The sequence below is a fragment of the Brevibacillus sp. NPDC058079 genome (assembly GCF_042885155.1).
Classification (GTDB): Bacteria; Bacillota; Bacilli; order Brevibacillales; family Brevibacillaceae; genus Brevibacillus.
Genome location: NZ_JBHVSO010000020.1, coordinates 16,645 through 40,470 on the forward strand (window position 1 = coordinate 16,645; position 23,826 = coordinate 40,470).

The following is a 23,826-nucleotide window of genomic DNA, read 5'->3' on the forward strand; positions in this document are numbered from 1 at the left end:
AAAAGCTATGACGAAAGAACAGTTTGCCGAGGTACTTGCAGCCCAGGGGATTTCTTTGACGGATCGTCAGAAGGAGCAGTTTGATCATTTTTTCCGCCTGCTGGTTGAATGGAATGAGAAGATGAACCTGACAGGGATTACCGAAGAGGGGCAAGTGTACAACAAGCATTTTTATGATTCGATTACGCCGGCTTTTTACTTCCCATTTGATCAGGTGCAATCAGTTGTTGATATCGGTGGGGGCGCAGGGTTTCCGAGCATTCCTTTGAAAATTTGCTTCCCACATCTGAAAATGACGATCATTGATTCCTTGAACAAGCGTATGAGCTTTTTGCAGCATGTAGCACAGGAGCTGGGTCTGGAGAACGTGAATCCTGTACATGGGCGTGCTGAGGATCGTGGGCAAGAAGCGGTTTATCGGGAGAAATTTGATCTCGTAGTGGCACGTGCTGTTGCGAGACTCAATCTGTTATCGGAGTTCTGCCTTCCTTTTGCCAAAGTCGGAGGAAACTTCGTCGCTCTCAAGGGAGCGGAGATTACTCCAGAGCTTGCTGAAGCGAAAAAGGCAATCAAGACGCTTGGTGGAAAGACGAGAAAGGTCGAGACATTCCAGCTTCTAGAGGAAGCGGGAGAGCGTAACATCGTCATCATGGAAAAAATAGAAGCGACGCCGAAAAGCTATCCGCGCAAGGCAGGAGTTCCTGCGAAAAAGCCGTTAGTGTAGGAGTCAGTCAAAAGAGAGGGTCGTAGCCATGTGCTGCGGCCTTTTTTTCGTATTGAAAGTTTAAGTGAAACTTCGCGTTCCTGATGAAATGGAAAGTATGCCTCAAAAGTAGTCTCTCAGGTTTGCTTCTTGGATCATGGAGTCTACAACTCGGCATATACATAGTACTAGCTCCTTCGAAAGAATGACATCGTATGAGAGGGTGATTAGACTATGCAAGCAGCAGTACTTTCCACCTTTTTTCCGCCAGAACTCCCGACCATATTGCTTCGGCTCTTTCTTGCTTTTCTAGCAGGTGCCATCATGGGATGGGAGCGAGAGAGATTTATAAAGGATGTGAGTAGGCAAAGAGGTGCTGGTTTTCGAACGTATAGTCTTGTTTGCTTTGGTTCATGTCTTTTTGGACTAGCTTCCATTTACGGTTTTTCTTCGAGCGGTGTAAATCATGATCCAGGTAGGGTAGCTGCACAAGTCGTGACGGGCATGGGATTTTTGGGAGCTGGAGCTATTATTAAATTCAATGGTTCGGTGAAAGGCTTGACGACGGCAGCAGGGATGTGGGTTGCTTCAGCCATTGGTCTAATGTTCAGTGCAGGGATGTATGTCGCTGCGATCGTTGCCGCGATTTTTTCGTACCTGACGTTAGACTTTCATAGACTTTTCCCTCGATTGTTTTCTGTCACCAAGATTTCACATCCTACAGATGAGAGTATTGGAAGTGATGAGAGGCCAAAGCACCGTGACGATCGCGATTTTTATGACGAAGATCACGATTGATGTTTCACGTGAAACGTTTTTCGTTAGCAGGAATTGGACGAATCTTGCAGAATTACATATATATAAATGAACCTGAAGAAAGCGTGTAGGGAAAGAAGATTAGGTCAAAGGCAATTTTACAAACCGACCGGATGGGCAAGAAGAGTCTGTTAAGCAGTATGTACTATAGGGCTTGTGAAGCTTTTTTTAAGTAGATGCATGCTGTCTTTAACGATGTAAGAGGAGGACCTATGTAAAAAGAGTAGGACTGGACTCACTTACGACGCCAATATGCCATTTTTCCTTAGCAGCAACAATCAAAGAACATATTCAATCTGTCATATCCGGACAATGGATGGGCGAGGGATACAAAATGTTTCGAGGGAGATTCTGTCGTTGATTGGACAGGACCTTTTTCAGTTTCTAGGACGTATTCAAAAAGTTGTCTTTTCAGCACCAAGAAGGCGGCGAAGAGCTGAAGAAGGAGGTGCTGAATGTAGGGGAGCTACATGAGCACCGGGATTTCGAAGGTGAACGCTTGTTTCGTTGTTGCGCTATTCTTTCAGGATTACTTCGTGATCAAAAATGACTTTTTGAACACCTCTTCAAAGACTTTAAAATAGCACGGATGGAACGGGTAGAAGTGGGGGATTTTTCTATGGCAGTTAAAGATTCATTTTCTCGGATTTTTGGCTTGACGGACAAGACAGATAACGAAGAAATCAAACAAATACCAGTTGAGGACATTGTACCGAATCCATATCAACCTCGTACTGTATTTGATGACGAGAAAATTGATGAGTTGTGTCAAACGATACGAACTCATGGGCTCATTCAACCGATTGTCGTGCGGGTTCGCGATGGTCGTTATGAATTGATTGCTGGAGAACGACGTTTGCGTGCAACTAGAAAATTGGGCATGGAGAGGATTCCTGCGATTGTCAAAGAGTTTAATGACTCGCAAACAGCCTCTATCGCATTGATTGAGAATTTGCAACGAGAAGGTTTGACAGCCATTGAAGAGGCAGTCGCATATCAAAAGCTGATTGATTTGCACAATTTGACGCAAGAGAGCCTTGCTCAACGTTTAGGCAAAGGACAATCGACAATCGCAAACAAATTGCGCTTGCTCCATTTACCGCGAGAAATTCAAGATGCATTGTTGTCCAGACAAGTAACAGAGCGTCATGCAAGGGCTCTGATTCCGTTAAAAGATCCAGAATTACAAAATAAGGTCCTGCTGGAGATTTTGGAGCGGGAATGGAATGTGAAACAGACGGAAGTGCGCGTGAAGCAGCTTCTAGAATTGGCTGAGAACCCTAAATCGGAAAAAGATGCGAAGCCTCGCTGGAAAGCATTTTCAAGAGATACGCGGATTGCAATTAATACAGTTCGACAATCGATCGATATGGTGATCCAGACAGGCCTACCTGTAGAGACAGCGGAAGAAGATCATGATGAATTCTATCAATTCACCATTCGTATTCCGAAAAACAAGGAAACAGGGAAATAAATGTGATGGTAACTAAAATGGCGACAAGGTCGCCTTTCTTTTTGGGCAAATGCTGATTATTTATAGGAAAATGAGACTTTCGGTAGTGTTTAATTTCCAGAAATATGCATTTTTCATAAAAAAGCTAGGAAAATCGGCATTTTCGGGACAAAAATCAGGCTTTTTTGTCTCACTCTCTAAAAAAAACAGCGTACGACTAAGCTGCAAATCTGATAACATGGAGAGTACCAACCTGTGCATACTTGCAGGTTTACTCGATAATAAATGAGGATAACTTTGCAGAGACTTTATTCGTCTTATCATGTACAGGCCCATGTAAAGGTTACTGTATGGCAACGAACGAAGGAAATTGTATAAATATCATCGTTTTACAAGAATACGAGCAAATCGTAAATAGACTCGAATGACTAACTAGATGAGGATACAGAAGATGACTTTGAAAGACGTACTGGAGAGTGTACTGGTCAAGCCACAAGCTTTCCTACACGACAAAAAAGAGGTGGAGAAGTTGGGAAAAATCATTGCGGTTGCGAACCAGAAAGGCGGCGTCGGGAAAACGACTACGTCCGTCAATCTAAGTGCATGTTTGGCCGCATTGGGGAAAAAGGTTCTGCTGGTTGATATTGATCCGCAAGGAAATGCAACTAGTGGGATCGGGGTAAATAAGGCAGATGTTAAGTACTGCATTTATGATGTCCTGATCAATGATATCAACCCCGTCGATGCGACTTTGCCAACTGAAATTGAAGGATTAATGATCATTCCTGCCACCATTCAATTGGCAGGTGCGGAAATCGAGCTGGTTCCTACGATTTCTCGTGAGGTTCGTCTGAAAAAGGCGCTGGAAGTAGTCAAAGACAAGTACGATTACGTCATCATCGATTGCCCGCCATCCTTAGGGATTTTGACCGTTAATTCTTTAACAGCATCTGATTCCGTCTTAATTCCAATCCAGTGTGAATACTATGCGCTAGAGGGATTAAGCCAACTGTTGAACACCATTCGTTTGGTCCAAAAACATTTGAATTCACAGCTTGCTATCGAAGGTGTCGTGCTGACGATGCTCGATGCACGTACGAATCTCGGTTTACAAGTGATTGAAGAAGTGAAAAAGTATTTTCAGGACAAAGTATACAAGACAATTATTCCTCGAAATGTTCGCTTGAGTGAAGCACCGTCACACGGACAAGCCATCATTACGTACGATCCACGCTCACGAGGAGCGGAAGTCTATACTGATTTGGCGAAGGAAGTGGTCGGGGTATGAGTAGAGGATTGGGAAAAGGGCTGAATGCACTTATTACTTCCAATCTCATCGAAGAAGGGGAACAGGTAAAAGAGGTTTCCATCAATGAGATTCGTCCTAACCCTTATCAGCCCCGGAAAGAATTCGAACAATCAGCTATCGAGGAACTAGCACAGTCAATCAAAGAGCATGGGATCATCCAACCGCTAATTGTTCGGAAAAGCATCAAAGGTTATGAGCTGGTAGCTGGGGAAAGACGATTGCGTGCTGCAAAGGTAGCGGGGTTAAAAGAGGTTCCGGTAGTAGTAAAGGCGTACACAGATCAGCAATTAATGGAGATTGCCCTGATTGAGAACTTGCAGCGGGAAAATCTGAATCCACTCGAAGAGGCTGAGGCTTATGACAAGCTGATTTCTCACCATGATTATACGCAAGAACAGCTTGCACAAAAGATAGGGAAGAGTCGACCGCATGTAGCCAACATGCTGCGTTTGCTGCAACTGCCAGAGAAGATCCGAAAAATGGTCTCGGCAGCCGAACTATCCATGGGACATTCGCGTGCTTTGCTTGGGGTAACGGATAAGAAAGTACAACAACAGCTTGCAAATGACGTGGTGGAAAAGGGATTGAGTGTTCGTCAGCTGGAAGAGCTTGTGAAGCAGCTCAATGTTTCACGTGAAACAAAAAAGAAAAAGCTAGCGAAAAACGAGCCCGTTTTGATTGAGATGGAGGAACGGCTACGCAGTCGTTTTGGAACATCGGTCAAGATTAAAAAAGGATCGAAGCGCGGCAAGATCGAGATTGACTTCTATTCACAGGAAGACTTGGAACGAATCATCGAAATGTTGAATATAGAGAAGTAAGTCCAGGAGGTAGTCATGGCGATCATCTATTTGGATAACGCAGCTTCTACATGGCCGAAGCCACCAGCAGTCAAAGAAATGATGGCAGAGGTCATCGAGGATTTTGCTGCAAATCCTGGCCGAGGTGGACATGCACTGGCGATGAAAGCGAGTAAAGCTGTGTTTCGGACACGGGTGCAAGTGTCACGGTTGTTTGGGATTCAAAACCCGAATAACCTCTTTTTTTATCTCAATGCTACTCAAGCGCTTAATCAGGCCATAAAAGGATTCTTACAAGCAGGCGAGCATGTTATTTCTTCGTCTGTTGAGCATAATTCGGTAAGACGTCCCATCGAGTACATGCGCAAAAACAATCAAGTAAAAGCTACTTTTGTCGAGCCGAGAGAAGACCATCAATTCTATGTAGAGGATTTTGCCAAGGCAATTACGCCCGCGACGCGGTTAATCGTTGTGAGTCATGCCTCCAATCTGACAGGTGTCATCCTACCTGTAGCCGAACTGGGGAAACTGGCAAAAGAGCACGGAATTACGTTTTTGGTGGATGCTTCTCAGTCTGCTGGTGTTTTGCCTATCGATGTAGAGGCAATGAATATTGATATGCTTGCTTTTCCTGGGCACAAAGGGCTGTATGGTCCACAAGGTACAGGTGGTTTGTACGTGAGTAGTGATATTGACCTCGAGCCCTTGATTCATGGGGGGACAGGCAGTCAGTCTGAAGCGATCGATCAACCGACAACTCGTCCAGACCGATACGAAAGCGGGACACTCAATACGGTTGGTTTGGCAGGGCTGCAAGCAGGCGTTGATTTTGTCATGGAAAAAGGTGTGGATAACATTCGTCAGCACGAATGGGAATTGGTGAAACAAACGATCCTTGGGTTGCAGCAGATCGAGGGTGTACATGTCTACGGACCAGGGATTGAGACCGAACGTGTAGGCGTGGTTGCTTTTAATATCGGAGAGGTGGATGCAGCAGAGGTATCGTTTATCCTGGATCAACAATACGGGATTGCGACCAGATCGGGTTTTCATTGCACGCCACTGGGTCACCAGACTGCCGGTACCGAACAACGTGGAGCGGTTCGAGCCAGCTTTGGAATTTTCAACTCAGAGAAAGATGTAGAAGCGCTTCATAACGCTGTTAGGGAAATAGCAGCAGCGTTTGTGTAAGGGTAAGGCATCTGTAGGGGGACAGCGCAAGTGATCTTGCTGGGAACATTGGTCAACGCCGGAGCAATCATCTTAGGGGCATTGTTAGGCAGAATGTTGAAGCGAATTCCGGAGTCGATGCGACAAACCGTCATGCAAGGAATTGCTCTGGCCGTATTCGTATTGGGCATTAAAATGTGCCTGGGTTCGGATAATTTTTTACTTGTGATTATCAGTATTGTGCTAGGAACAGTACTAGGTGAATGGATTGGGATTGAAAAAGGCTTAAACAATCTGGGACACTGGCTGGAGAGAAAAGTTGGGGGTAGCCAAGGTAGTATCGCCACTGGTTTTATCACGACGACGCTGGTGTACTGTATTGGAGCTATGGCTGTACTGGGTGCGCTGGACAGTGGTTTGCGTAACAACCATGAAGTACTGTTTATGAAAGCATTGCTAGACGGATTCTCTGCGATCATTTTCACATCGACGCTAGGAATCGGTGTCATCTTTTCGGCAGTGCCTGTGTTTTTATATCAAGGCATGATTGCGTTATTATCTACGAGCATTTACAGTGTGGTGAGCGAAACGATGTTGGATGCGATCCTAGTAGAAGTAACGGCGGTAGGTGGCTTGATGATTATTGCTATTGGGTTAAACATTTTGGAAATCAAACAGATAAGGGTAGCCAACATGATGCCAGCATTAGTGATCGCAGCAGTCGGAGTTCCCTTTATAGATTGGATTTCAAAGCTGTTTTCTAGTTGACACAGAGGCTCTTCCTTCGGGAGGAGTCTTTTTTTATGAAAAATCAACTATCATCGATAAAAATAGCATGCGATAATATGATACAAAAACTTGATTTGTGAGCAAGTATGGATAAGTGGGACGGGACAGTACAGTACGACAGCATGTTGGGGAGAGAATGATTATGTTGGGTGTAATCGTCAATCCTGTATCGGGCAATGGCACAGGGTTGAAAGTATGGAGGCAAATTGAGCCGACGCTACGACGTCTAGGAGAGCCTTTTCATGTCAGGTTGACATCAGGAGAGGGGGACGCCGAAAAATTATCAAAAGAGCTGATCCAAAAAGAGGGAGTAAATAAAATCATTGCTGTCGGAGGGGATGGAACGGTCCGAGGCGTGATAAACGGGATATACGAATCGAATGAAGATTGTCGATTTGGAATGGTACCGGCTGGTTCCGGGAATGATTTCGCTCGCGGACATGGAATTCCGATGAAACCGTTACAGGCATTAGAGAGAATTCTGTCGGAAAAAGGGGAAAAGCGAATCGATCTGATTTTATTGAATGGAAAGGTAGCTGTGAATTCAATCGGGGCCGGATTCGATGCACAGGTAGCAAAGATAACGGATCAAGCTGTGTACAAAGCTTGGCTGAATCGGTACAAGCTAGGAGCACTCGCCTACATTATATCGGTGATTCGCGTCGTATGTACGTATCAGCCAAGTGACATCGTACTGAACGTTGATGGTCATGAGGTTCGTTTAGAGGCTGTCTGGCTAGTTGTCGCTGCCAATATTCCGAATTACGGAGGCGGAATGCTAATCTGTCCCGATGCTATACCGGACGATGGCATTGCGGACATTTGCGTAGTAAGTGGTATGAGTCGACTCGGCTTGTTAGCTGCTTTTCCGAAAATATTCACAGGAGCTCACCGTCATCATCCGGGTGTCCGTTTTTATAGGGGCAAGCAGGTAACGATACAAGCAGCAGGACAGCTGCCTGTCCATGCAGATGGAGAAAGCGTAGAGCCAACGCCGATCAGTGCTCAAGTGATCGAAAAGCGCCTGACGATTTTTGTGTAAAATAACCTGTATCGAGGTCATCTCATTGAGGAGCGACCGCGTTTTAGTAGAAGGTTATTATGCGTTCCAGAAAATTTATGGTCGTCTTTACAAGGTGAAGTACCTAAATTTCCCTACACGTAAAAAAAAATAGACCTGTCATCCGTTGAGGGAGAGAACAGATCGAAAAGCAAGTTTTCCAAAGAGGGATGGAACCTTTTGCAGGGAAAAACGGTCAATCATATAGGACACTATCGAATCGACTAGGCGTAGAAGCCAGTGTTACGGCTTTTGCCAGTCCGGAAGCTATGATATCTGCCATGTTCATGACGATGGAGAGGCGGGTATTTTGAAGGACAAAATACTCCATGAATCCTCCTACGTTGACAATCCCGGTAATGTGGAAGGAACCAACAGGAGGCAGCTCTTTTTTTACACCAGCCCCTGGTTTTAGTGGACCATTAATCACATTGATGTTTCCGACGTGACTAAATTGACCTAAACAGGCATCGACTGCAATGAGTGTAGCTGTCGGATGATTCGCGTGGATGAGCTCTAATTTTTCCTTAAGATTCATGGCGTGTACAGGGTCCTCAAGCGTTCCGTACACTTGCAAAAAACGAGGTGACTGTGCGATGAGCTTGGTTCCTACTAATGGGCCTAGAGCATCACCAGTAGAACGGTCTGTCCCAATACATACAATGACAAGGTCGTCATCGAACCGATTTAAGCGAAAGCGCTGTGCAAGGTGACCAGCGAGATGCTCGTCTGCGTTTTCACTGCGGTATTCCACTTTAAAAGGTGGCAAAGAATAATCCTTGCGATTATCGGATGTACTCATGGAAACCCCCACTCTTGCCGACTTGGCTTAAACCAACCTGTAAAAGGTTATATAAAAGTATTCACAGTATCGTACCGATATGACATTTTTATACCTGCTAATGGGAAAGTTACGTAGGTTTTGAAAACTCAGCAAGGCTGGCATGCATGAAAACGAACAGGTAAAATAAGAGGAGCCTATGGTAGTTTGTGTGAAAAAGATGAGGGGGAGTGAAATGGGAGGAGAGACGGTGCTGATCGCGTTTGATTCCACGCAGCAAGCCTTGCGGGCAGAAATGCTGCTGGAGTACGAAGACATTGAGATCGATACAAGACCAACGCCGAAGGAAATAACGGCAGGCTGTGCCCTTTCCATTGAGTTCCCACTGTCGGATTACTCACGAGCGAAAACAATCATGATGGAACAACAAGTGGTAATACGAGGATACTTCCGTCAGTTTTTTGGCCAGTATAGCGAGGTCGACGAAAACGGGGAGCAGAAGGAGCGGGAGGAATGAAGCAAGCTGGTTTTTTTGAGAGAATTTATGCCCAAGTATATGCGTATGTGGCAGATGCAGATATGTGGGTAAATATAGGGATGGCTGTACTGAAAATCGCAGCGATCATCCTGCTATCTCGAATTGTCGTTTCCGTTGTGCAATCAGGCGTAAATAAAGTGTTCCAGCACCGCCATGGAAGCAAGATTCAAATGGATCAACGTCGAGTAGACACGATGCGGGTTCTTGTCAACAATGTCGTGCAGTACGGCATTTACTTTTTGGCGATTCTCATGATTTTGCAGCTGTTGGGTATTGATTTGCGCCCTGTTTTGGTAAGCGCAGGGGTACTGGGGCTGGCAGTTGGTTTTGGGGCGCAGAGTCTCGTTCGTGATATCATTACGGGATTCTTCATTATTTTTGAGGACCAATTTGCTGTCGGAGACGTCGTAACGATCAACAATTTGACGGGCACGGTGCAGGAGATTGGTCTGCGCATTACAAAGGTGCGAAGCTGGACGGGTGAGGTACACATCTTTCCAAACGGCACGATTAATCAAGTGACCAACTTTTCTTTGCAAAATACGTTAGCTGTTGTCGACGTATCTGTAGCGTATGAAGAAGATCTGAACCAAGTTGAGTCTGTGCTCAAAGAAGTGTTGGCATCGGCTCAAACGGAATTGACGGATATCGTAGCTGAGCCACAGATTTTAGGAGTGCATGCACTGGGACCTTCCGAAGTCATCATCCGGGTTACGGCTGAGTGTAAGCCGAACACGCATCACGGGGTCAATCGAAATTTGCGTGCGAAGATCAGAACGGAATTAACCAACCGAGGCATTCAAATTCCGTATCCAAAAATCGTCGCGGTGTCTGGAAAGGGAACAGTGTAGAGAGGAGAAAGAGAAATGGAACGCAAGCAATTTGGGCTGGGGGATGTCGTACAGATGAAAAAGCCACATCCATGTGGCACGAATGCGTGGAAGGTCATACGCATGGGCATGGATGTGCGAATCAAATGTACGGGTTGCGATCATAGTGTGATGATTGGACGACTAGAATTTGAGCGCAAGCTGAAAAAGATACTGATTCGCGCGGAGGAAGAACCGCAAGCATAGACCATATTTCTTTGATCAACCCATCTGTCTTTTTCTACAATGCCTGTAAACGATGAAGAGACGCGCTTATCTGCTTCATTCAAGGAGCGGCTTTGTCGTTTTAGACGGGAGGGGTTCGATGAAAAAGATGAGTGTTCGGTGGTTGCAATGGGTAGTAGTGCTTGCGATTTTCCTACTTCCATCACAGGGAGTGTGGGCAAAGGCGGTAAACGAATGGGGAGTGAGAATATCCCCGGCTGACAAATCGGCGGAAATAGACCCGGATCAAATCATTACACTGACGTTTTCGGGGCCGGTTTCGTTAAAAAATGGGCAAGAGCTCTCTGACAAGTCTGGTCTCTCGATCATTTCGCTCACGGATGCGAAAAAAAAGAAGGTTCGTTTTACGGCAATATGGAACAAAACAGATCGAAGCATGACGATTGATCCGGTAGGAAATCTGGAAGCTGGGGCGTCCTATCGAGTAAGCTTGCTGGCCAAAAAAGTGAAGGATCAGCGAGGCAATTTGAATCCAGAGCTGACCAGCACCTTTCAAACGAGAAAACCTGTGGATAATATCGCTCCACAAACAGTCATATTGCCAGGTCACGGAGCTAAAAATGTAAAGCTCCAGGATAAAGTGACACTCCAGTTTGCAGAAGAGATTGCTTTGGTTGGTGGTGGAGTCCTCTCCAGCAAAACGGCCGGGCCATTAGTTCGTGTGACAGATGAAAAAGGGGCTATCGTTCCGCATACGATTACGTGGAACAAAAGCAAGCGGATGTTGTCTGTGAAGCCAAAAGGAAAATGGCAACCACATACGAGATATCAGGTAAGTCTCATTGCGGGTTTGGTAAAAGACACAGCAGGTAATGTAAATCAAGTGCAGTGGATAACTTTTCAGACCGGGTCGAAATAGTCCAAGCATGTGGGTAAAAAAAAGGATGCAGCCATTAGAGGCGCATCCTTTTTCCTTTTGTACGATCAAATGTATCTCCCGGTGATGGTACTTAGGTTATGACTGATCATTATCCCTAGGCTGCATTGCCTTGGCTATGATCTATGTGGAATTGGAGAAGGTAAGGCTGCTGAGGATGCAAGCTTACCTTCAGATAGGCTAGATGGCAGCGGAGTAGGTTAGTCGCAGTCGCAACCTACGATAACGAGAAGGATGAACAGAACCAAGATCAGCGCAAAATCGTCGAAGCCGTTAAAGATACCCACTTGCTAACACCTCCTACCGTAGTTTCAATACTCATGCTATGTAGGAACCCACTACGAGGTATAGGCGGATGCCCCAGTTCCAAAGAAAATAAGTTATTCACAGCATATCCACAGAAAATGTGGACAACTTTTTGCGGGAAAAAGGAGTGTCTGCAAACGCTGTGGGGAATAAAAAGTTGTTAGTTAATACTTATCCACAGACTTATCCACAAAAGGGGATTTTCTCTGGATAAATTGACGGTTGTTATTGAATATTTGAAAAATTTTTATTAGTAAGAAGGAATTTGGCAGGTGAAAATATAATTACACACTTATAATTTGGCAAAAATAGATAGAAGAAAAGGGGCGATTGAGATTTGAAGAAGCAAGTATTTGCATCAGTTACGGCTTTGGCCATTGCATTGTCGACAGTATCCGTACCATTCATTCCTTACAGCACGCAGGCGGTAGCACTTGCTGCTGAGAAACCTTCTTATCAAACTCGCGCTGAGATCCCAGATGCGTACAAGTGGAAGCTGGATCATATTTATCCGACTGTTAAGGAATGGGAAAAGGATGTTGCTAAGGTTGAATCTTTGGCAAACGCTTTCACAAAGCACCAAGGCAAGCTGGGTACATCTTCTGCTGCGATGCAGGCGGCATTCGATGACTATGTTGAATTGATGCGCTTAAATGACAAAGCATACGTGTACGCAAACATGTCTCTCGATGTAAACTCCGCGAATCCTGATCTGCAAAAGCTGGGAGACCGTGCTGAGAAAATGTACACGCTTGTCACAGAAAAAACCTCGTGGGTACAGCCTGAAATCGTTGCGATTTCCGATGACAAAATAAAGAGCTTGCTGTCCGAAAAGGAGCTTGAGCCTTACAAGCTGTTTATCGAAGACATGCTGAGAACGAAGCCGTACTCACTCTCTGCAGATATGGAGCAGCTCTTGGCAAAATCATCTCCGTTGGGTGGTGCACCGACTAACATTTACAGCATGTTGTCCAAAGACGTGAGGTTCCCTAAAATTAAAGATGAGACAGGCAAGGAAGTTCAGTTGACGCGTGCGAATTTCATTTCCTATATGGAAAGCAAAGATCAAAATGTGCGCAGAGAAGCGTTCAAGGCATACTATGGCGCTCTGATCGATTTCCAAGACTCGTTTGCATCGACATTGGCTGCCAAAGTAAAGGGCGATAATTTTTACGCGGCTGTACGCAATTACGATTCCGCTTTGGAAGCAAGCCTGACACCGAACAACGTACCGACGAAGGTGTATGATGAGCTGATTGACACGGTGAATGACAATCTGCCATTGCTGCATCGCTACATTTCCTTGAAAAAGAAAATGCTTGGCGTAAAGGAATTACACATGTACGACATTTACGTGCCGATCGTTCCATCTGATGACAAATATATTTCCTTCGACGAAGGAAAGAAAATCGTCGTTGATGGGCTACAGGTAATGGGTGATGACTATGTGAAGGCAATGTCTGACGGCCTGGATGGCGGCTGGGCAGATGTCTATTCCACTGATGACAAGCGCACGGGTGCTTACCAATGGGGTGCCTATGACACACATCCATACGTACTGTTGAATCACCAAGGTACGCTCGATGATGTGTATACCATCGCCCATGAGATGGGACATGCCATGCAGTCGTATTACACGAACAAAAACCAGCCTTACATTTCGTCCAACTACCCAATCTTTACGGCAGAAGTGGCTTCTACCATGAATGAAACCCTGCTGTTCAAGAGCATGTACGCGAAGGCGAAGACGAAGGAAGAGAAGATGTATCTCTTGAATCACTATCTGGAAAACTTCCGTTCCACGCTGTTCCGTCAGACGCAGTTCGCGGAGTTTGAGAGAGCGATTCACGAGAAAGAGCAAGCTGGGGAATCTCTGAATGCGGAAGCGATCAAGAAGATCTACCTCGACATCAATAAAAAGTACTACGGAAAAGACATGGTTTCCGATGAGGAAATCGGTATGGAATGGGCACGTGTGAGCCATTTCTACAACTATAAATACTACGTCTATCAATACTCGACGAGCTTTGCTGCTGCACAAGCATTAGCGAAGCAAATCATGGATGAAGGTCAGCCAGCAGTGGATCGAGTTCGCAAAAACTTCCTCGAAGCGGGTAACTCTGCTCCGCCTATCGAGGTGCTGAAAGCAGCAGGTGTGGACATGTCCACGTCCCAGCCAATCGAGCAAGCAATGGAAATCTTTGAAGAGACATTAAATGAGCTGGAAAAGCTGGTAAACGAGAAATAAAGACACAACAGAAGCAAAACAGGCTCCCTTCCATTACGGATAGGAGCCTGTTTTTTTTCCTGTATGTATCAATAGGCAATGCCGACTCGCGCCCGAATGTATTCGGAACTAGAAAGCTGTTGATACGTAAACTCCGCCGTATCGGGTACGGAAATTTGCATCCCATCTACAGGCAACTGATGAGCCTCGACCCGGTAAGTGCCTGTATACTCGCCATCAGGTAAATACGTCGGACATACAATAGTCCAATCGAGTTCGGACTGCTCCAAGAGCGAGTATGCCTTGTGATGTTCCTCGGCAGCACGCGTCAATTTTTGTCTGGACTCACTGGATTGATAGCGGAGCAGGTCAGGGGAAACTCTGCTTTGCAAGATGCCGGCGGTGCCCACAGTAATAATGCGTGAAACGCCTTCTCGCTTCATTGCTTCAATAATATAGGGAATTCCCTCGGATAACGTCGTTGCCTTGTCTGTCCCGAGTGCGCTAATGACCGCGTCAACTCCACTGATGGCGGATGCAACATCCTTTTGATCGAGAACATTTCCGGTCAGGACACGGACATTTTCAGCAGCCAGTTGAAGGAGCTTGTCTGCTGAGCGAACAAGAACGGTTATATCATGACCATCCTTTAATGCATAGTCGAGGATATGGCTTCCTACACGACCAGTGGCACCGAGAAGTAAGAGCTTCATTTTTGTAGTCACCTCGTTACCTTTCCTTTTACCGTAGCAAACAGATTCTTTTTTCTAGTCTAGCATTTCTTTTTTTGTCCCACCACCTGAAGCTATGATGAGCATAGGTGGAGACAAGTAAAAAAAAGCTTCCACAAGGAGACAATTGTAATCTGAAAACCAAATCTATATACTTAAAAGGATGTCAGGATGATGATAAGGGAGTGTATATAGATGGGTGCATCATGCGGGATTGTAGGTCTTCCTAACGTAGGAAAATCGACGTTATTTAATGCTATTACACAAGCGGGCGCTGAATCGGCTAACTACCCGTTCTGTACGATTGACCCGAACGTAGGGATCGTAGAGGTACCAGACGAGCGTCTGGAAAAGCTCACACAGATCGTTGTACCAAACAAGGTAGTTCCAACCGCGTTTGAATTCGTAGACATTGCAGGCTTGGTAAAAGGTGCGAGCAGAGGCGAAGGACTTGGCAACCAGTTCCTTGGGCACATCCGTGAAGTGGACGCGATTGCACATGTTGTACGTTGCTTTGAAGATGAGAACATCACGCACGTAGCAGGTCGTGTCGATCCTTTGAGCGATATCGAGACAATCAACCTGGAGCTGATTTTTGCTGACCTGGACTCTGTTGATCGTCGTATTGACCGAATTGCACGCAAAGTGAAATCCGGCGACAAGGAATCCAAGCAAGAGCTGGACGTGCTGGAGAAATTGAAAGCAGCATTTGAAGAGGGTCAATCTGCTCGCAGTGTTGAACTCGATGACGAAGAGCGCAAATGGATTCGCGATTTGCATCTGCTGACAATCAAGCCAATGCTGTACGTGTGCAACGTAGCGGAAGACGGCATTAACGATGCAGACAACAACCCGCATGTGCAGACAGTTCGTCAGCATGCAGCGGATGAAGGCGCAGAAGTGGTTGTGATCAGCGCGAAAGTAGAAGCAGAAATCGCTGAGCTCGAGGGCGAGGACAAAGAAATGTTCTTGGAAGAGCTGGGACTTACTGAGTCTGGTCTCGATCGCTTGATTCGTGCTGCTTACAAACTGTTGGGATTAGTAACTTATTTCACTGCAGGCGTACAAGAAGTTCGCGCATGGACTATCCGTCAGGGTACAAAGGCTCCAGGTGCGGCAGGCGTGATTCATACCGATTTCGAACGCGGATTCATTCGTGCCGAAGTGATTGCTTATGATCATCTGGTAGATGCTGGTTCCGTAGCAGTAGCCAGAGAACGTGGGAAGTACCGTCTTGAAGGGAAAGAGTACGTAGTGGCAGATGGAGATGTTATGCATTTCCGCTTCAACGTTTAGTACGAAATTCTTGATTCATTATAGGCGTTTTGCTATAATACGATAATGCGAGTATTTATGGAGTGCATGTTGTGTGCGTTTCGTTTTAGCACTCGCTCCTTGCCCGAACAGGGCCGCTAAAGTCCATAAGGAGGTGAAAAGGTATGCGCCAATACGAAGTAATGTATGTATTGCGTCCAGACCTTGAAGAAGAGAAAGTAAAATCCAATGTAGCTCGTTACAGCGATGTTGTAACTAACTATGGTGGCGAAATCTCTAAGCTTCAAGAAATGGGTAAACGTCGTCTTGCGTACGAGATCAACAAGTTCCGTGAAGGTTACTACGTTTTGATGAACTTCAAAGCGAACTCCGATGCTGTTGCGGAAGCTGAGCGTCTGATGAAAATCAATGACGACGTAATCCGCTTTATGTTTGTTCGTGATGAGAAGTAATCATTGTCGCGATCAGAGGGGGAACCAAGATGAATAAAGTCATTCTCATCGGCAACCTGACGAAAGATCCTGAACTTCGCTACACGCCAAATGGCGTTGCCGTTGCTACTTTTACTGTGGCCGTTAATCGTCCCCGCACCAATCAAGCGGGAGAAAAAGAAACGGACTTCATTAACATTGTCGCTTGGCAAAAACTTGCCGACCTGTGCGCAAGCTATTTGCGTAAAGGTAGACAAGCAGCCATCGAAGGACGTATGCAAACACGCTCCTATGATAATAAAGAAGGTAAAAAGGTATACGTGACGGAAGTCGTTGCGGAGAACGTTCAATTTTTGGGCGGTCGAGGCAATGAATCCGGCGGAGACAATTCAGGATACGATCCAGGACCAGGCATGGGTGGCGGTAACAAACCATCCGGTCAACGAAATAATGACTATGATCCGTTTGGTGATCCTTTCGCGAGTGCAGGCAAGCCGATCAACATTTCAGATGATGACTTGCCGTTCTAGTATCGTATAACTTTCACATTCCTAAGAGGGAGGGACTATCATGGCACGCAAAGGACGTCCTAATAAGCGTCGTAAAGTATGCTTCTTTAAAGTGAACAAAATCAAGCACATCGATTATAAAGATATTGATTTGCTGAAAAAGTTCATCAGCGAACGCGGCAAAATCTTGCCACGTCGTGTAACTGGTACTTCTGCGAAGTATCAACGTGCACTGACAATCGCAATCAAGCGATCCCGTCAAGTAGCACTGTTGCCTTACACTGCTGAATAATTTTCAAAAGCTATACAAAGAGGGGCACAATTGCGTGGCCCTCTTTTTTCCATAGTTTTCTATGGGAAGTGTACATGAGACATGAATAATGAGGTGCTGACATGCCGTCCAAAACGAAACACTTGGCTGAAAATGCCCTTATGCTGGGTATCGCACTGGTGCTGCTGTTTCTCAGTACATATACCATACTGGGAGGACTCGTCAGTTTCTTGATACCTCTGCCTTTTATCCTTTTGGCAGTAAATCGAACAGTACCTAACATGGTTTGGATCTCCCTTGCCTTTACGTTTCTGGGCTGGATCGTTACTGGTCCGTTTGCGGCAACACTTGCTTTTTCGAGTGCGGTTTGGGGTTCAGCCATGGGGATTTTTTATGCGAAAAAAGGAGCGGCTCTTCCGGCGATTGTGGCGGGGGCAGGCGTTGCCTTTTTGAGTGTCGTTTCCATGCTGGCATTCGCGGCATTCGGAATGAACGTTGATTTTAATGCCATCGTGCAAGAAGTTGCTAAGATGCGTCCAGCAATGATGCCAAAAGAGCAGTTTGATCAGTTGCTTGAACTGGGTAAAATCGTTTTGCCTACGAGTCTTATCATGTTCAGCTTTTTATCGACCGCCATTATTCATGGATTGGCGAGTCTGATTGGGCGACGTCTGCGCAGACCGATTCCAGCATTGAAGCCAATTCGGGAATGGAACTTCCCGCGATCATTGATTTATTACTACTTCATTGCGATGATCAGTCTTTTGTTGTTTGCTGAAAGCATGCAGGGCACGTTTTGGGAAATCGCCTTGATGAACCTGAAAGTCATGCTGGATGTTATTTTTGTTTTGCAGGGCTTGAGTTTTTGTCTATTTGCTGCCTATTTGTATGGCTGGAAGAGATTGACTCCTGTGCTCATTGTCTGTCTATTTATTTTTCCACCCCTAAGTACTATACTTAGTCTAGTAGGGATATTTGACCTAGGAATTCGTTTGCGTGAAAAACTGGAAACAAGAGTGAAGAGGGGCTGAGGAAATGCCCAAGTTCCTGTTAAAGCGTTGGTACGGGATGCACATGGTCCTGGCACTCAGCTTTAGCTTGCTGTTGTTGGGGATTTTGACCTTGTTCCATTGGATGTACGGGGCGATCGGCATGATTTGCCTGATTGGCTTGGTTCTTTACGCTCTTCAAGCAGAAAAGGGGTTCCAACGAGACTTGCGCCTGTATTTGGCGACGGTCACCCATCGCGTGAAGAAGGCGGGAGAAGGCGTTATCCAGGAACTGCCGATCGGAATTCTTTTATACAACGAGGAAAAGGCAATTGAGTGGGTAAACCCGTATATGACGCATATGTCCGGGGATGAATCCATGATCGGGAAAAGCCTCCAAGAGGTATTCCCCCAACTGGTTTGGAAGCCGGAGCAAAAACGGCTGGAGTTCACTTATAACGAGCGGGTATACGAGGTCATTGTGCGGTCCGATGAGCGCCTTTTGTATTTCAAGGACATAACGGACTTCAAAGAATTGACGACTCGTTACCATCGAGAAAAGGCTGCACTTGCCATCATTCACCTCGACAATTTGGACGAGGTCGGACAAGTCATGGATGATCAGAGCCGTACGCTGCTCTCTACAAGCGTGGCTGGTGTGATTACAGAGTGGGCCAACAAACATGGCATATATCTTCGCCGAATCACGGCCGACAAGTTTTTGGCTCTGATGGAACGGGAAGCACTTGATAAATTGGAAGAATCGCGATTTGACATTCTCGATGTAGTACGGGAGATGACGGCTGACAACAAAATTCCGATTACGCTTAGTATCGGGGTTGGAGCAGCCGCTACCACTTACATTGAGCTGGGACAAATGGCGCAATCAAGCTTGGATATCGCATTGGGGCGCGGTGGCGACCAGTGCGCTGTCAAGATTGGCAACAAGCTCACTTTCTACGGTGGGAAATCGAATGCGGTTGAGAAGCGGACACGTGTCCGGGCTCGTGTTATTGCACATGCTTTGCGTGATCTCATTCATGAGGCGGAGCACGTCATCGTCATGGGGCATAAACAGCCTGACATGGATTCCATCGGGGCATCACTTGGTGTATTGAAGGCTGTGCAGCTGCACAACAAAACGGCTTATATCGTCATGGACGAGGGCAATCATTCTGTCGAGCGTCTGATGAAAGAGATTTATGCCAATGAAGAGCTGGCAGAGACCTTTATCACGCCAGAACAGGCGATCCGACTCATCTCCGGTCGCACGTTGCTGGTAGTCGTCGATACACATCGACCATCGCTGGTGATTGAGCCGAAGCTGTTGACGGAAACAAGCCGAATTGTGGTAATCGACCACCATCGCCGTTCGGAGGAGTTCATTGAGCCAGTACTCTTGTATCTGGAACCATATGCTTCTTCGACGGCCGAGCTTGTCACGGAGCTCTTGCAATATCAGAGCGAGCGATTGAATATCGACAATCTGATTGCAACGGCACTGTTAGCAGGGATTGTGGTGGATACCAAAAGCTTTGCTTTCCGCACAGGTTCGCGGACCTTTGAAGCGGCGTCTTTCCTTCGTCGTAACGGGGCCGATACCGCGGCTGTCCAGCGCCTGTTGAAGGAAGATCTGGGGCAGTATGTGAAGCGGGCAAAAATCATCATGAATACGGAAACGTACCGTGACAACATGGCGATTGCCATAGGCGATCCGTCTGAGGATTACACGCAGGTACAGGTGGCGCAAGCTGCTGAGCAGCTACTCACTTTGTCAGGTATCCAGGCGTCGTTTGTTGTTGCAGAGCGATCCGACGATACGATCTTGATCAGTGGACGTTCTCTGGGCGACATCAATGTTCAGTCCATCATGGAACTGCTGGGTGGAGGCGGTCACCTCACTGGTGCTGCGACACAAATTCAAGGCATATCAATTAAAGAAGCTACACGTCGTTTGAAAGAAGCGATTGACTCGGTCGTATAGGCCAAAATATAAAGGGGGAAACGATGATGAAAGTCATTTTTCTTCAAGATGTAAAAGGCCAAGGGAAAAAAGGCGAAGTTAAGGATTTGTCAGAGGGCTATGTACGCAACTTCTTGTTGCCAAAGAAGCTGGTAAAAGAAGCGACAGATAGCAACGTGAAAACGCTCGACGCTCAAAAGCGCAGCGAAGATAAGCGCAAGGAGCAAGAAAAACTGGATGCTCAGGAGCTGGGCAAAAAGCTAGAAGAGCTGACAGTGAAAGTAGCAGGAAAAGCAGGCGAAGGTGGTCGCTTGTTTGGGGCAATTTCCAGCAAACAAGTAGCGCAAGCGCTGGAAGATCAGTATAAAATCAAAGTAGACAAGCGTAAGCTCGAAATGGATGCAATCCGTGCTTTGGGCGTGACGCAAATCAAAGTAAAACTGCACAACGAAGTAACCGTGACTCTGAAAGTACACGTTGTGGAAGAATAATGTCTCAATTGTGGGGGGTGTGACGTGAGCGACCTGTTTTTGGATCGTGTGCCGCCACAGAACAAGGAAGCGGAACAATCGGTACTGGGTGCCGTGTTCTTGTCTAAGGAAGCTTTAATCACGGCCATTGAGATTCTCCGTCCGGAGGATTTTTACAAGACAGCGCATCAGCGCATCTTTCAAACGATGGTGGACCTATATGAAAAAGGCGAACCTGTCGATCTGGTTACTGTTACAGCGGATCTACAGGACCACAAGCTGTTGGATGAAGTCGGCGGGGTTACGTATCTCACGGAAATCGCCAGCTCAGTTCCAACGGCTGCCAACATCGAATACTACGCAAAAATTGTAGAAGAAAAATCGCTACTTCGACGATTGATTCATACAGCTACCAAGATTGCCAATGACGGATACTCCCGTGAGGATGATGTCACGCAGATCATTGCGGATGCGGAGAAGTACATCATGGAGATTGGCCAAAATCGCAACAGTGGCGGTTTTACACCGATTCGTGATGCCCTTCTGGAAACGTATGAGCGGATTGAGTTTTTGAGTCAGCGACGCGGTGATATTACGGGGATTTCTACGGGGTATACGGATTTGGATAAGATGACAGCAGGATTGCAGCGCAGTGACCTGATTATCTTGGCAGCTCGTCCTTCCGTAGGGAAGACGGCTTTTGCCTTGAATCTCGCGCAAAACGTAGCAGCCCGTGCAGGTGAGACTGTAGCCATCTTCTCCTTGGAGATGGGTGCTCCTCAGCTGGTACAGCGTATGATTTGTGCGGAGGGCAATCTGGATGCGTCCCGGATGCGTTCAGGGTCACTGGAGGAAGATGATTGGCAAAAGCTGACAATGGCAATTGGTACGCTGGCGAAAGCGCCGATTTACATCGACGATTCACCTGGGGTTACTGTACAGGACATCCGGGCGAAATGCCGTCGCCTTCAAACAGAGAAGGGCTTGGGTTTGATCCTGATCGATTACCTTCAGCTGATTCATGGACGAGGCAAAGGAGATAACCGTCAGCAGGAAGTATCTGAGATCTCTCGTACGCTAAAAGGGATCGCGCGTGAGCTGAATGTGCCGGTTATCGCTCTGTCGCAGTTGAGCCGTGGTGTAGAGCAACGGCAGGACAAGCGACCGATGATGTCCGATATCCGTGAGTCGGGGTCGATTGAGCAGGACGCCGATATCGTTGCCTTCTTGTACCGTGATGACTATTATGACAAGGAATCAGAAAACAAGAATGTCATCGAAGTCATTATCGCCAAACAGCGTAACGGCCCGACCGGAACGGTGGAGTTGGCGTTCTTGAAAGAATTCAACAAATTCGTTAACTTGGATCATCGCTTTCGAAATCAAGCAGGTTAATAGATGGAATGAACGAAAAGCCGGAGAAATTCCGGCTTTTTTTTCTATATTGAATTGCCGAACATATTAAGAACTAACTATATGAATGTTCGTATTTAGCGTTGACATGGGGAGCCTCGTTTAGTAAACTTAGATTGTTTCAGGCCCGAAAAGACATGATAATATCAGGAGGTGTTTTTCGATGTCAACAGTCGTTGTCGTCGGAACCCAGTGGGGCGATGAAGGTAAAGGTAAAATTACAGACTATCTAGCTGAAAGTGCAGAGGTAGTGGCTCGTTATCAAGGCGGTAACAACGCAGGCCATACCATTATTTTTGATGGTAACAAGTATAAGCTGCATTTGATTCCATCCGGAATTTTTTATAGTGATAAGACCTGCGTAATCGGAAACGGTATGGTAATCGATCCGAAAGCATTGGTAAAAGAGCTGGAGTACATTCATAGCTTCGGTTTTTCTACAAGCAATTTGAAAATCAGTGATCGCGCGCATGTGATTCTGCCGTACCACATCAAGCTGGATGGGGTAGAGGAAGATAGCCGTGGTGCTAACAAAATTGGTACGACCCGTAAAGGTATCGGACCTGCTTACATGGATAAAGCTGCGCGTATCGGTATTCGTATCGCTGACTTGTTGGATCGCGAAGAGTTTGCTCGCAAGCTTGAGCGCAACCTGGCAGAGAAAAACATGCTGCTGGAGAAAATGTACAACACAACTGGCTTTGAGCTTCAAGAAATTCTGGATGAATACTTGGCTCTGGCAGAAATCATTCGTCCTTACGTAACCGATACATCTGTTGTCCTCAATGATTCCATTGATAGCGGCAACCGCGTATTGTTTGAAGGCGCACAAGGCGTATTGCTCGATATTGACCAAGGTACGTATCCTTACGTAACGTCCTCCAACCCAATTGCGGGTGGTGTGACTATCGGTTCTGGTGTAGGACCAACTAAGATTCACCAAGTAATCGGGGTTGCAAAAGCTTACACGACGCGTGTAGGTGATGGTCCGTTCCTGACTGAACTGACTGATGCAACTGGCGACCATATTCGTGAGGTTGGTTTCGAATATGGTACAACAACAGGTCGTCCACGCCGCGTAGGCTGGTTCGACAGTGTAGTCGTTCGTCATGCTCGTCGTGTCAGCGGGATCACCGGTTTGGCGATCACCAAGCTGGATACATTGTCTGGCATTGAGACACTTCGTATTTGCACAGCGTACAAATACAATGGAGAAGTTATCGAAGCGTTCCCAGCGAACCTCAACCTGCTGGCGAAATGTGAGCCAGTTTATGAGGAGTTGCCAGGTTGGACAGAGGATATCACAGACGTTCGCAATCTGAACGACTTGCCAGAAAACGCTCGTCACTACATTGAGCGCATCACGCAACTGACTGGTATTCCAATGTCGATCTTCTCCGTAGGACCAGATCGTGAACAAACGGTCATTGTTCGTGGCATTTACGGATAAGCTATTGACTATATAATAGAAGAAAGCTGTCGAGCATTCGGCAGCTTTCTTTTTTTTGCAAGGGACAGACACGAAACGACACCCTCTGGGCATATGGATAGACATAGGGAGAAATGGAGAGGTGAAAAGTGATGATGGGTTTTGGATTTGACCAAAAGGCCATGAAGCTGCTGGGCAAAAATGTACAGGTAAAGATGATCAATGGCGTCGTCATCAAGGGAACCATGACTCATTTCAACAATGGCTACCTATGCTTTATCACCACATACAAACAACCAAATGACGCCGAGAAAACGAAAATACGCAGACTTGCGTTAAAAGACGTTACCTCGATGCAAGAGGTGTGAGTTCACAGATGTCCATAACGAAATAAGCCATCT

26 protein-coding genes are annotated in these 23,826 nt (G+C 46.3%); 23 read left to right on the top strand and 3 right to left on the bottom strand.

The window, feature by feature from the left end:
• The first annotated feature begins 7 nt into the window (after window positions 1-7).
• From rsmG to ACFVS2_RS32075, 8 genes are all read left to right on the top strand, one after another.
• Window positions 8-724 carry a 16S rRNA (guanine(527)-N(7))-methyltransferase RsmG gene (rsmG, locus tag ACFVS2_RS32040; protein ID WP_173620355.1) on the top strand — a complete coding sequence of 239 codons (717 nt, stop codon included), beginning with the start codon at window positions 8-10 and terminating at the stop codon, window positions 722-724.
• A 213-nt stretch (window positions 725-937) separates the two neighbouring features.
• Window positions 938-1,501 (top strand): MgtC/SapB family protein, encoded by a 564-nt coding sequence (locus ACFVS2_RS32045; RefSeq protein ID WP_390240552.1) that lies wholly within the window; start codon window positions 938-940, stop codon window positions 1,499-1,501.
• Between the two features lie 637 nt (window positions 1,502-2,138).
• The gene (noc, locus tag ACFVS2_RS32050; RefSeq protein ID WP_390240553.1) at window positions 2,139-2,993 is read left to right on the top strand and encodes a nucleoid occlusion protein; all 855 of its coding nucleotides are present in this window, start codon (window positions 2,139-2,141) and stop codon (window positions 2,991-2,993) included.
• A gap of 508 nt (window positions 2,994-3,501) precedes the next feature.
• Window positions 3,502-4,260, top strand: coding sequence for a ParA family protein (locus ACFVS2_RS32055; RefSeq protein ID WP_015894094.1), 759 nt, complete (start codon window positions 3,502-3,504; stop codon window positions 4,258-4,260).
• Entirely contained in the window at window positions 4,257-5,102 is an 846-nt protein-coding gene (locus ACFVS2_RS32060) for a ParB/RepB/Spo0J family partition protein (protein ID WP_173620358.1), read from the top strand. Before ACFVS2_RS32055 ends, ACFVS2_RS32060 begins: the two co-directional genes overlap by 4 nt.
• 15 nt (window positions 5,103-5,117) lie before the next feature.
• Window positions 5,118-6,272 (top strand): aminotransferase class V-fold PLP-dependent enzyme, encoded by a 1,155-nt coding sequence (locus ACFVS2_RS32065; RefSeq protein WP_390240554.1) that lies wholly within the window; start codon window positions 5,118-5,120, stop codon window positions 6,270-6,272.
• Between the two features lie 30 nt (window positions 6,273-6,302).
• Complete coding sequence (locus ACFVS2_RS32070) at window positions 6,303-7,019, top strand: DUF554 domain-containing protein (RefSeq protein ID WP_390240555.1); 717 nt, start codon at window positions 6,303-6,305, stop codon at window positions 7,017-7,019.
• A 163-nt stretch (window positions 7,020-7,182) separates the two neighbouring features.
• Window positions 7,183-8,082 carry a diacylglycerol/lipid kinase family protein gene (locus tag ACFVS2_RS32075; protein WP_390240556.1) on the top strand — a complete coding sequence of 300 codons (900 nt, stop codon included), beginning with the start codon at window positions 7,183-7,185 and terminating at the stop codon, window positions 8,080-8,082.
• Window positions 8,083-8,296: 214 nt separating this feature from the next.
• Here the strand turns inward: ACFVS2_RS32075 and yyaC are convergent, their stop codons facing one another.
• Window positions 8,297-8,902 carry a spore protease YyaC gene (yyaC, locus tag ACFVS2_RS32080; protein WP_007720159.1) on the bottom strand — a complete coding sequence of 202 codons (606 nt, stop codon included), beginning with the start codon at window positions 8,900-8,902 and terminating at the stop codon, window positions 8,297-8,299.
• Between the two features lie 214 nt (window positions 8,903-9,116).
• On the opposite strand from yyaC, the gene ACFVS2_RS32085 reads away from it, so the two are divergent.
• The 4 genes from ACFVS2_RS32085 (at window position 9,117) to ACFVS2_RS32100 (ending at window position 11,393) form a co-directional block, all read left to right on the top strand.
• Complete coding sequence (locus ACFVS2_RS32085) at window positions 9,117-9,398, top strand: putative Se/S carrier protein (protein ID WP_007720168.1); 282 nt, start codon at window positions 9,117-9,119, stop codon at window positions 9,396-9,398.
• On the top strand, window positions 9,395-10,270 hold the full coding sequence (locus ACFVS2_RS32090; protein ID WP_390240557.1) for a mechanosensitive ion channel family protein: 876 nt from the start codon (window positions 9,395-9,397) through the stop codon (window positions 10,268-10,270). Before ACFVS2_RS32085 ends, ACFVS2_RS32090 begins: the two co-directional genes overlap by 4 nt.
• A gap of 15 nt (window positions 10,271-10,285) precedes the next feature.
• Window positions 10,286-10,495 (top strand): DUF951 domain-containing protein, encoded by a 210-nt coding sequence (locus ACFVS2_RS32095; protein WP_007720174.1) that lies wholly within the window; start codon window positions 10,286-10,288, stop codon window positions 10,493-10,495.
• Between the two features lie 118 nt (window positions 10,496-10,613).
• Window positions 10,614-11,393, top strand: a complete 780-nt coding sequence (locus ACFVS2_RS32100) for an Ig-like domain-containing domain (RefSeq protein ID WP_390240558.1) — start codon at window positions 10,614-10,616, stop codon at window positions 11,391-11,393.
• A gap of 218 nt (window positions 11,394-11,611) precedes the next feature.
• Here ACFVS2_RS32100 and ACFVS2_RS32105 read toward each other — a convergent pair whose 3' ends face one another.
• Entirely contained in the window at window positions 11,612-11,698 is an 87-nt protein-coding gene (locus ACFVS2_RS32105; protein WP_017246824.1) for a YjcZ family sporulation protein, read from the bottom strand.
• 356 nt (window positions 11,699-12,054) lie between these two features.
• On the opposite strand from ACFVS2_RS32105, the gene pepF reads away from it, so the two are divergent.
• Entirely contained in the window at window positions 12,055-13,965 is a 1,911-nt protein-coding gene (pepF, locus tag ACFVS2_RS32110) for an oligoendopeptidase F (protein ID WP_173620363.1), read from the top strand.
• Window positions 13,966-14,033: 68 nt separating this feature from the next.
• On the opposite strand, the gene ACFVS2_RS32115 is transcribed toward pepF, so the two are convergent.
• Entirely contained in the window at window positions 14,034-14,657 is a 624-nt protein-coding gene (locus tag ACFVS2_RS32115; protein ID WP_390240559.1) for an NAD(P)-dependent oxidoreductase, read from the bottom strand.
• 213 nt (window positions 14,658-14,870) lie between these two features.
• Between ACFVS2_RS32115 and ychF the strand changes: the two genes are divergently transcribed.
• The 10 genes from ychF (at window position 14,871) to ACFVS2_RS32165 (ending at window position 23,793) form a co-directional block, all read left to right on the top strand.
• Window positions 14,871-15,971 (top strand): redox-regulated ATPase YchF, encoded by a 1,101-nt coding sequence (gene ychF / locus ACFVS2_RS32120; protein ID WP_173620365.1) that lies wholly within the window; start codon window positions 14,871-14,873, stop codon window positions 15,969-15,971.
• Window positions 15,972-16,114: 143 nt separating this feature from the next.
• Window positions 16,115-16,402 carry a 30S ribosomal protein S6 gene (gene rpsF, locus ACFVS2_RS32125; protein ID WP_007720183.1) on the top strand — a complete coding sequence of 96 codons (288 nt, stop codon included), beginning with the start codon at window positions 16,115-16,117 and terminating at the stop codon, window positions 16,400-16,402.
• A gap of 29 nt (window positions 16,403-16,431) precedes the next feature.
• A complete protein-coding gene (locus ACFVS2_RS32130) occupies window positions 16,432-16,911 on the top strand; it encodes a single-stranded DNA-binding protein (RefSeq protein ID WP_007720185.1) in 480 nt (159 codons plus the stop codon).
• Between the two features lie 40 nt (window positions 16,912-16,951).
• The gene (gene rpsR / locus ACFVS2_RS32135; RefSeq protein ID WP_007720187.1) at window positions 16,952-17,182 is read left to right on the top strand and encodes a 30S ribosomal protein S18; all 231 of its coding nucleotides are present in this window, start codon (window positions 16,952-16,954) and stop codon (window positions 17,180-17,182) included.
• A 101-nt stretch (window positions 17,183-17,283) separates the two neighbouring features.
• Window positions 17,284-18,192, top strand: a complete 909-nt coding sequence (locus ACFVS2_RS32140) for a DUF2232 domain-containing protein (RefSeq protein ID WP_173620366.1) — start codon at window positions 17,284-17,286, stop codon at window positions 18,190-18,192.
• 4 nt (window positions 18,193-18,196) lie between these two features.
• Entirely contained in the window at window positions 18,197-20,134 is a 1,938-nt protein-coding gene (locus tag ACFVS2_RS32145) for a DHH family phosphoesterase (protein ID WP_007720189.1), read from the top strand.
• A gap of 26 nt (window positions 20,135-20,160) precedes the next feature.
• On the top strand, window positions 20,161-20,604 hold the full coding sequence (rplI, locus tag ACFVS2_RS32150) for a 50S ribosomal protein L9 (RefSeq protein WP_173620476.1): 444 nt from the start codon (window positions 20,161-20,163) through the stop codon (window positions 20,602-20,604).
• Between the two features lie 24 nt (window positions 20,605-20,628).
• The gene (dnaB, locus tag ACFVS2_RS32155; RefSeq protein WP_017246818.1) at window positions 20,629-21,978 is read left to right on the top strand and encodes a replicative DNA helicase; all 1,350 of its coding nucleotides are present in this window, start codon (window positions 20,629-20,631) and stop codon (window positions 21,976-21,978) included.
• A gap of 181 nt (window positions 21,979-22,159) precedes the next feature.
• The gene (locus ACFVS2_RS32160; protein ID WP_390240561.1) at window positions 22,160-23,446 is read left to right on the top strand and encodes an adenylosuccinate synthase; all 1,287 of its coding nucleotides are present in this window, start codon (window positions 22,160-22,162) and stop codon (window positions 23,444-23,446) included.
• 131 nt (window positions 23,447-23,577) lie between these two features.
• Complete coding sequence (locus ACFVS2_RS32165; RefSeq protein WP_007720197.1) at window positions 23,578-23,793, top strand: hypothetical protein; 216 nt, start codon at window positions 23,578-23,580, stop codon at window positions 23,791-23,793.
• Window positions 23,794-23,826: the final 33 nt, after the last annotated feature.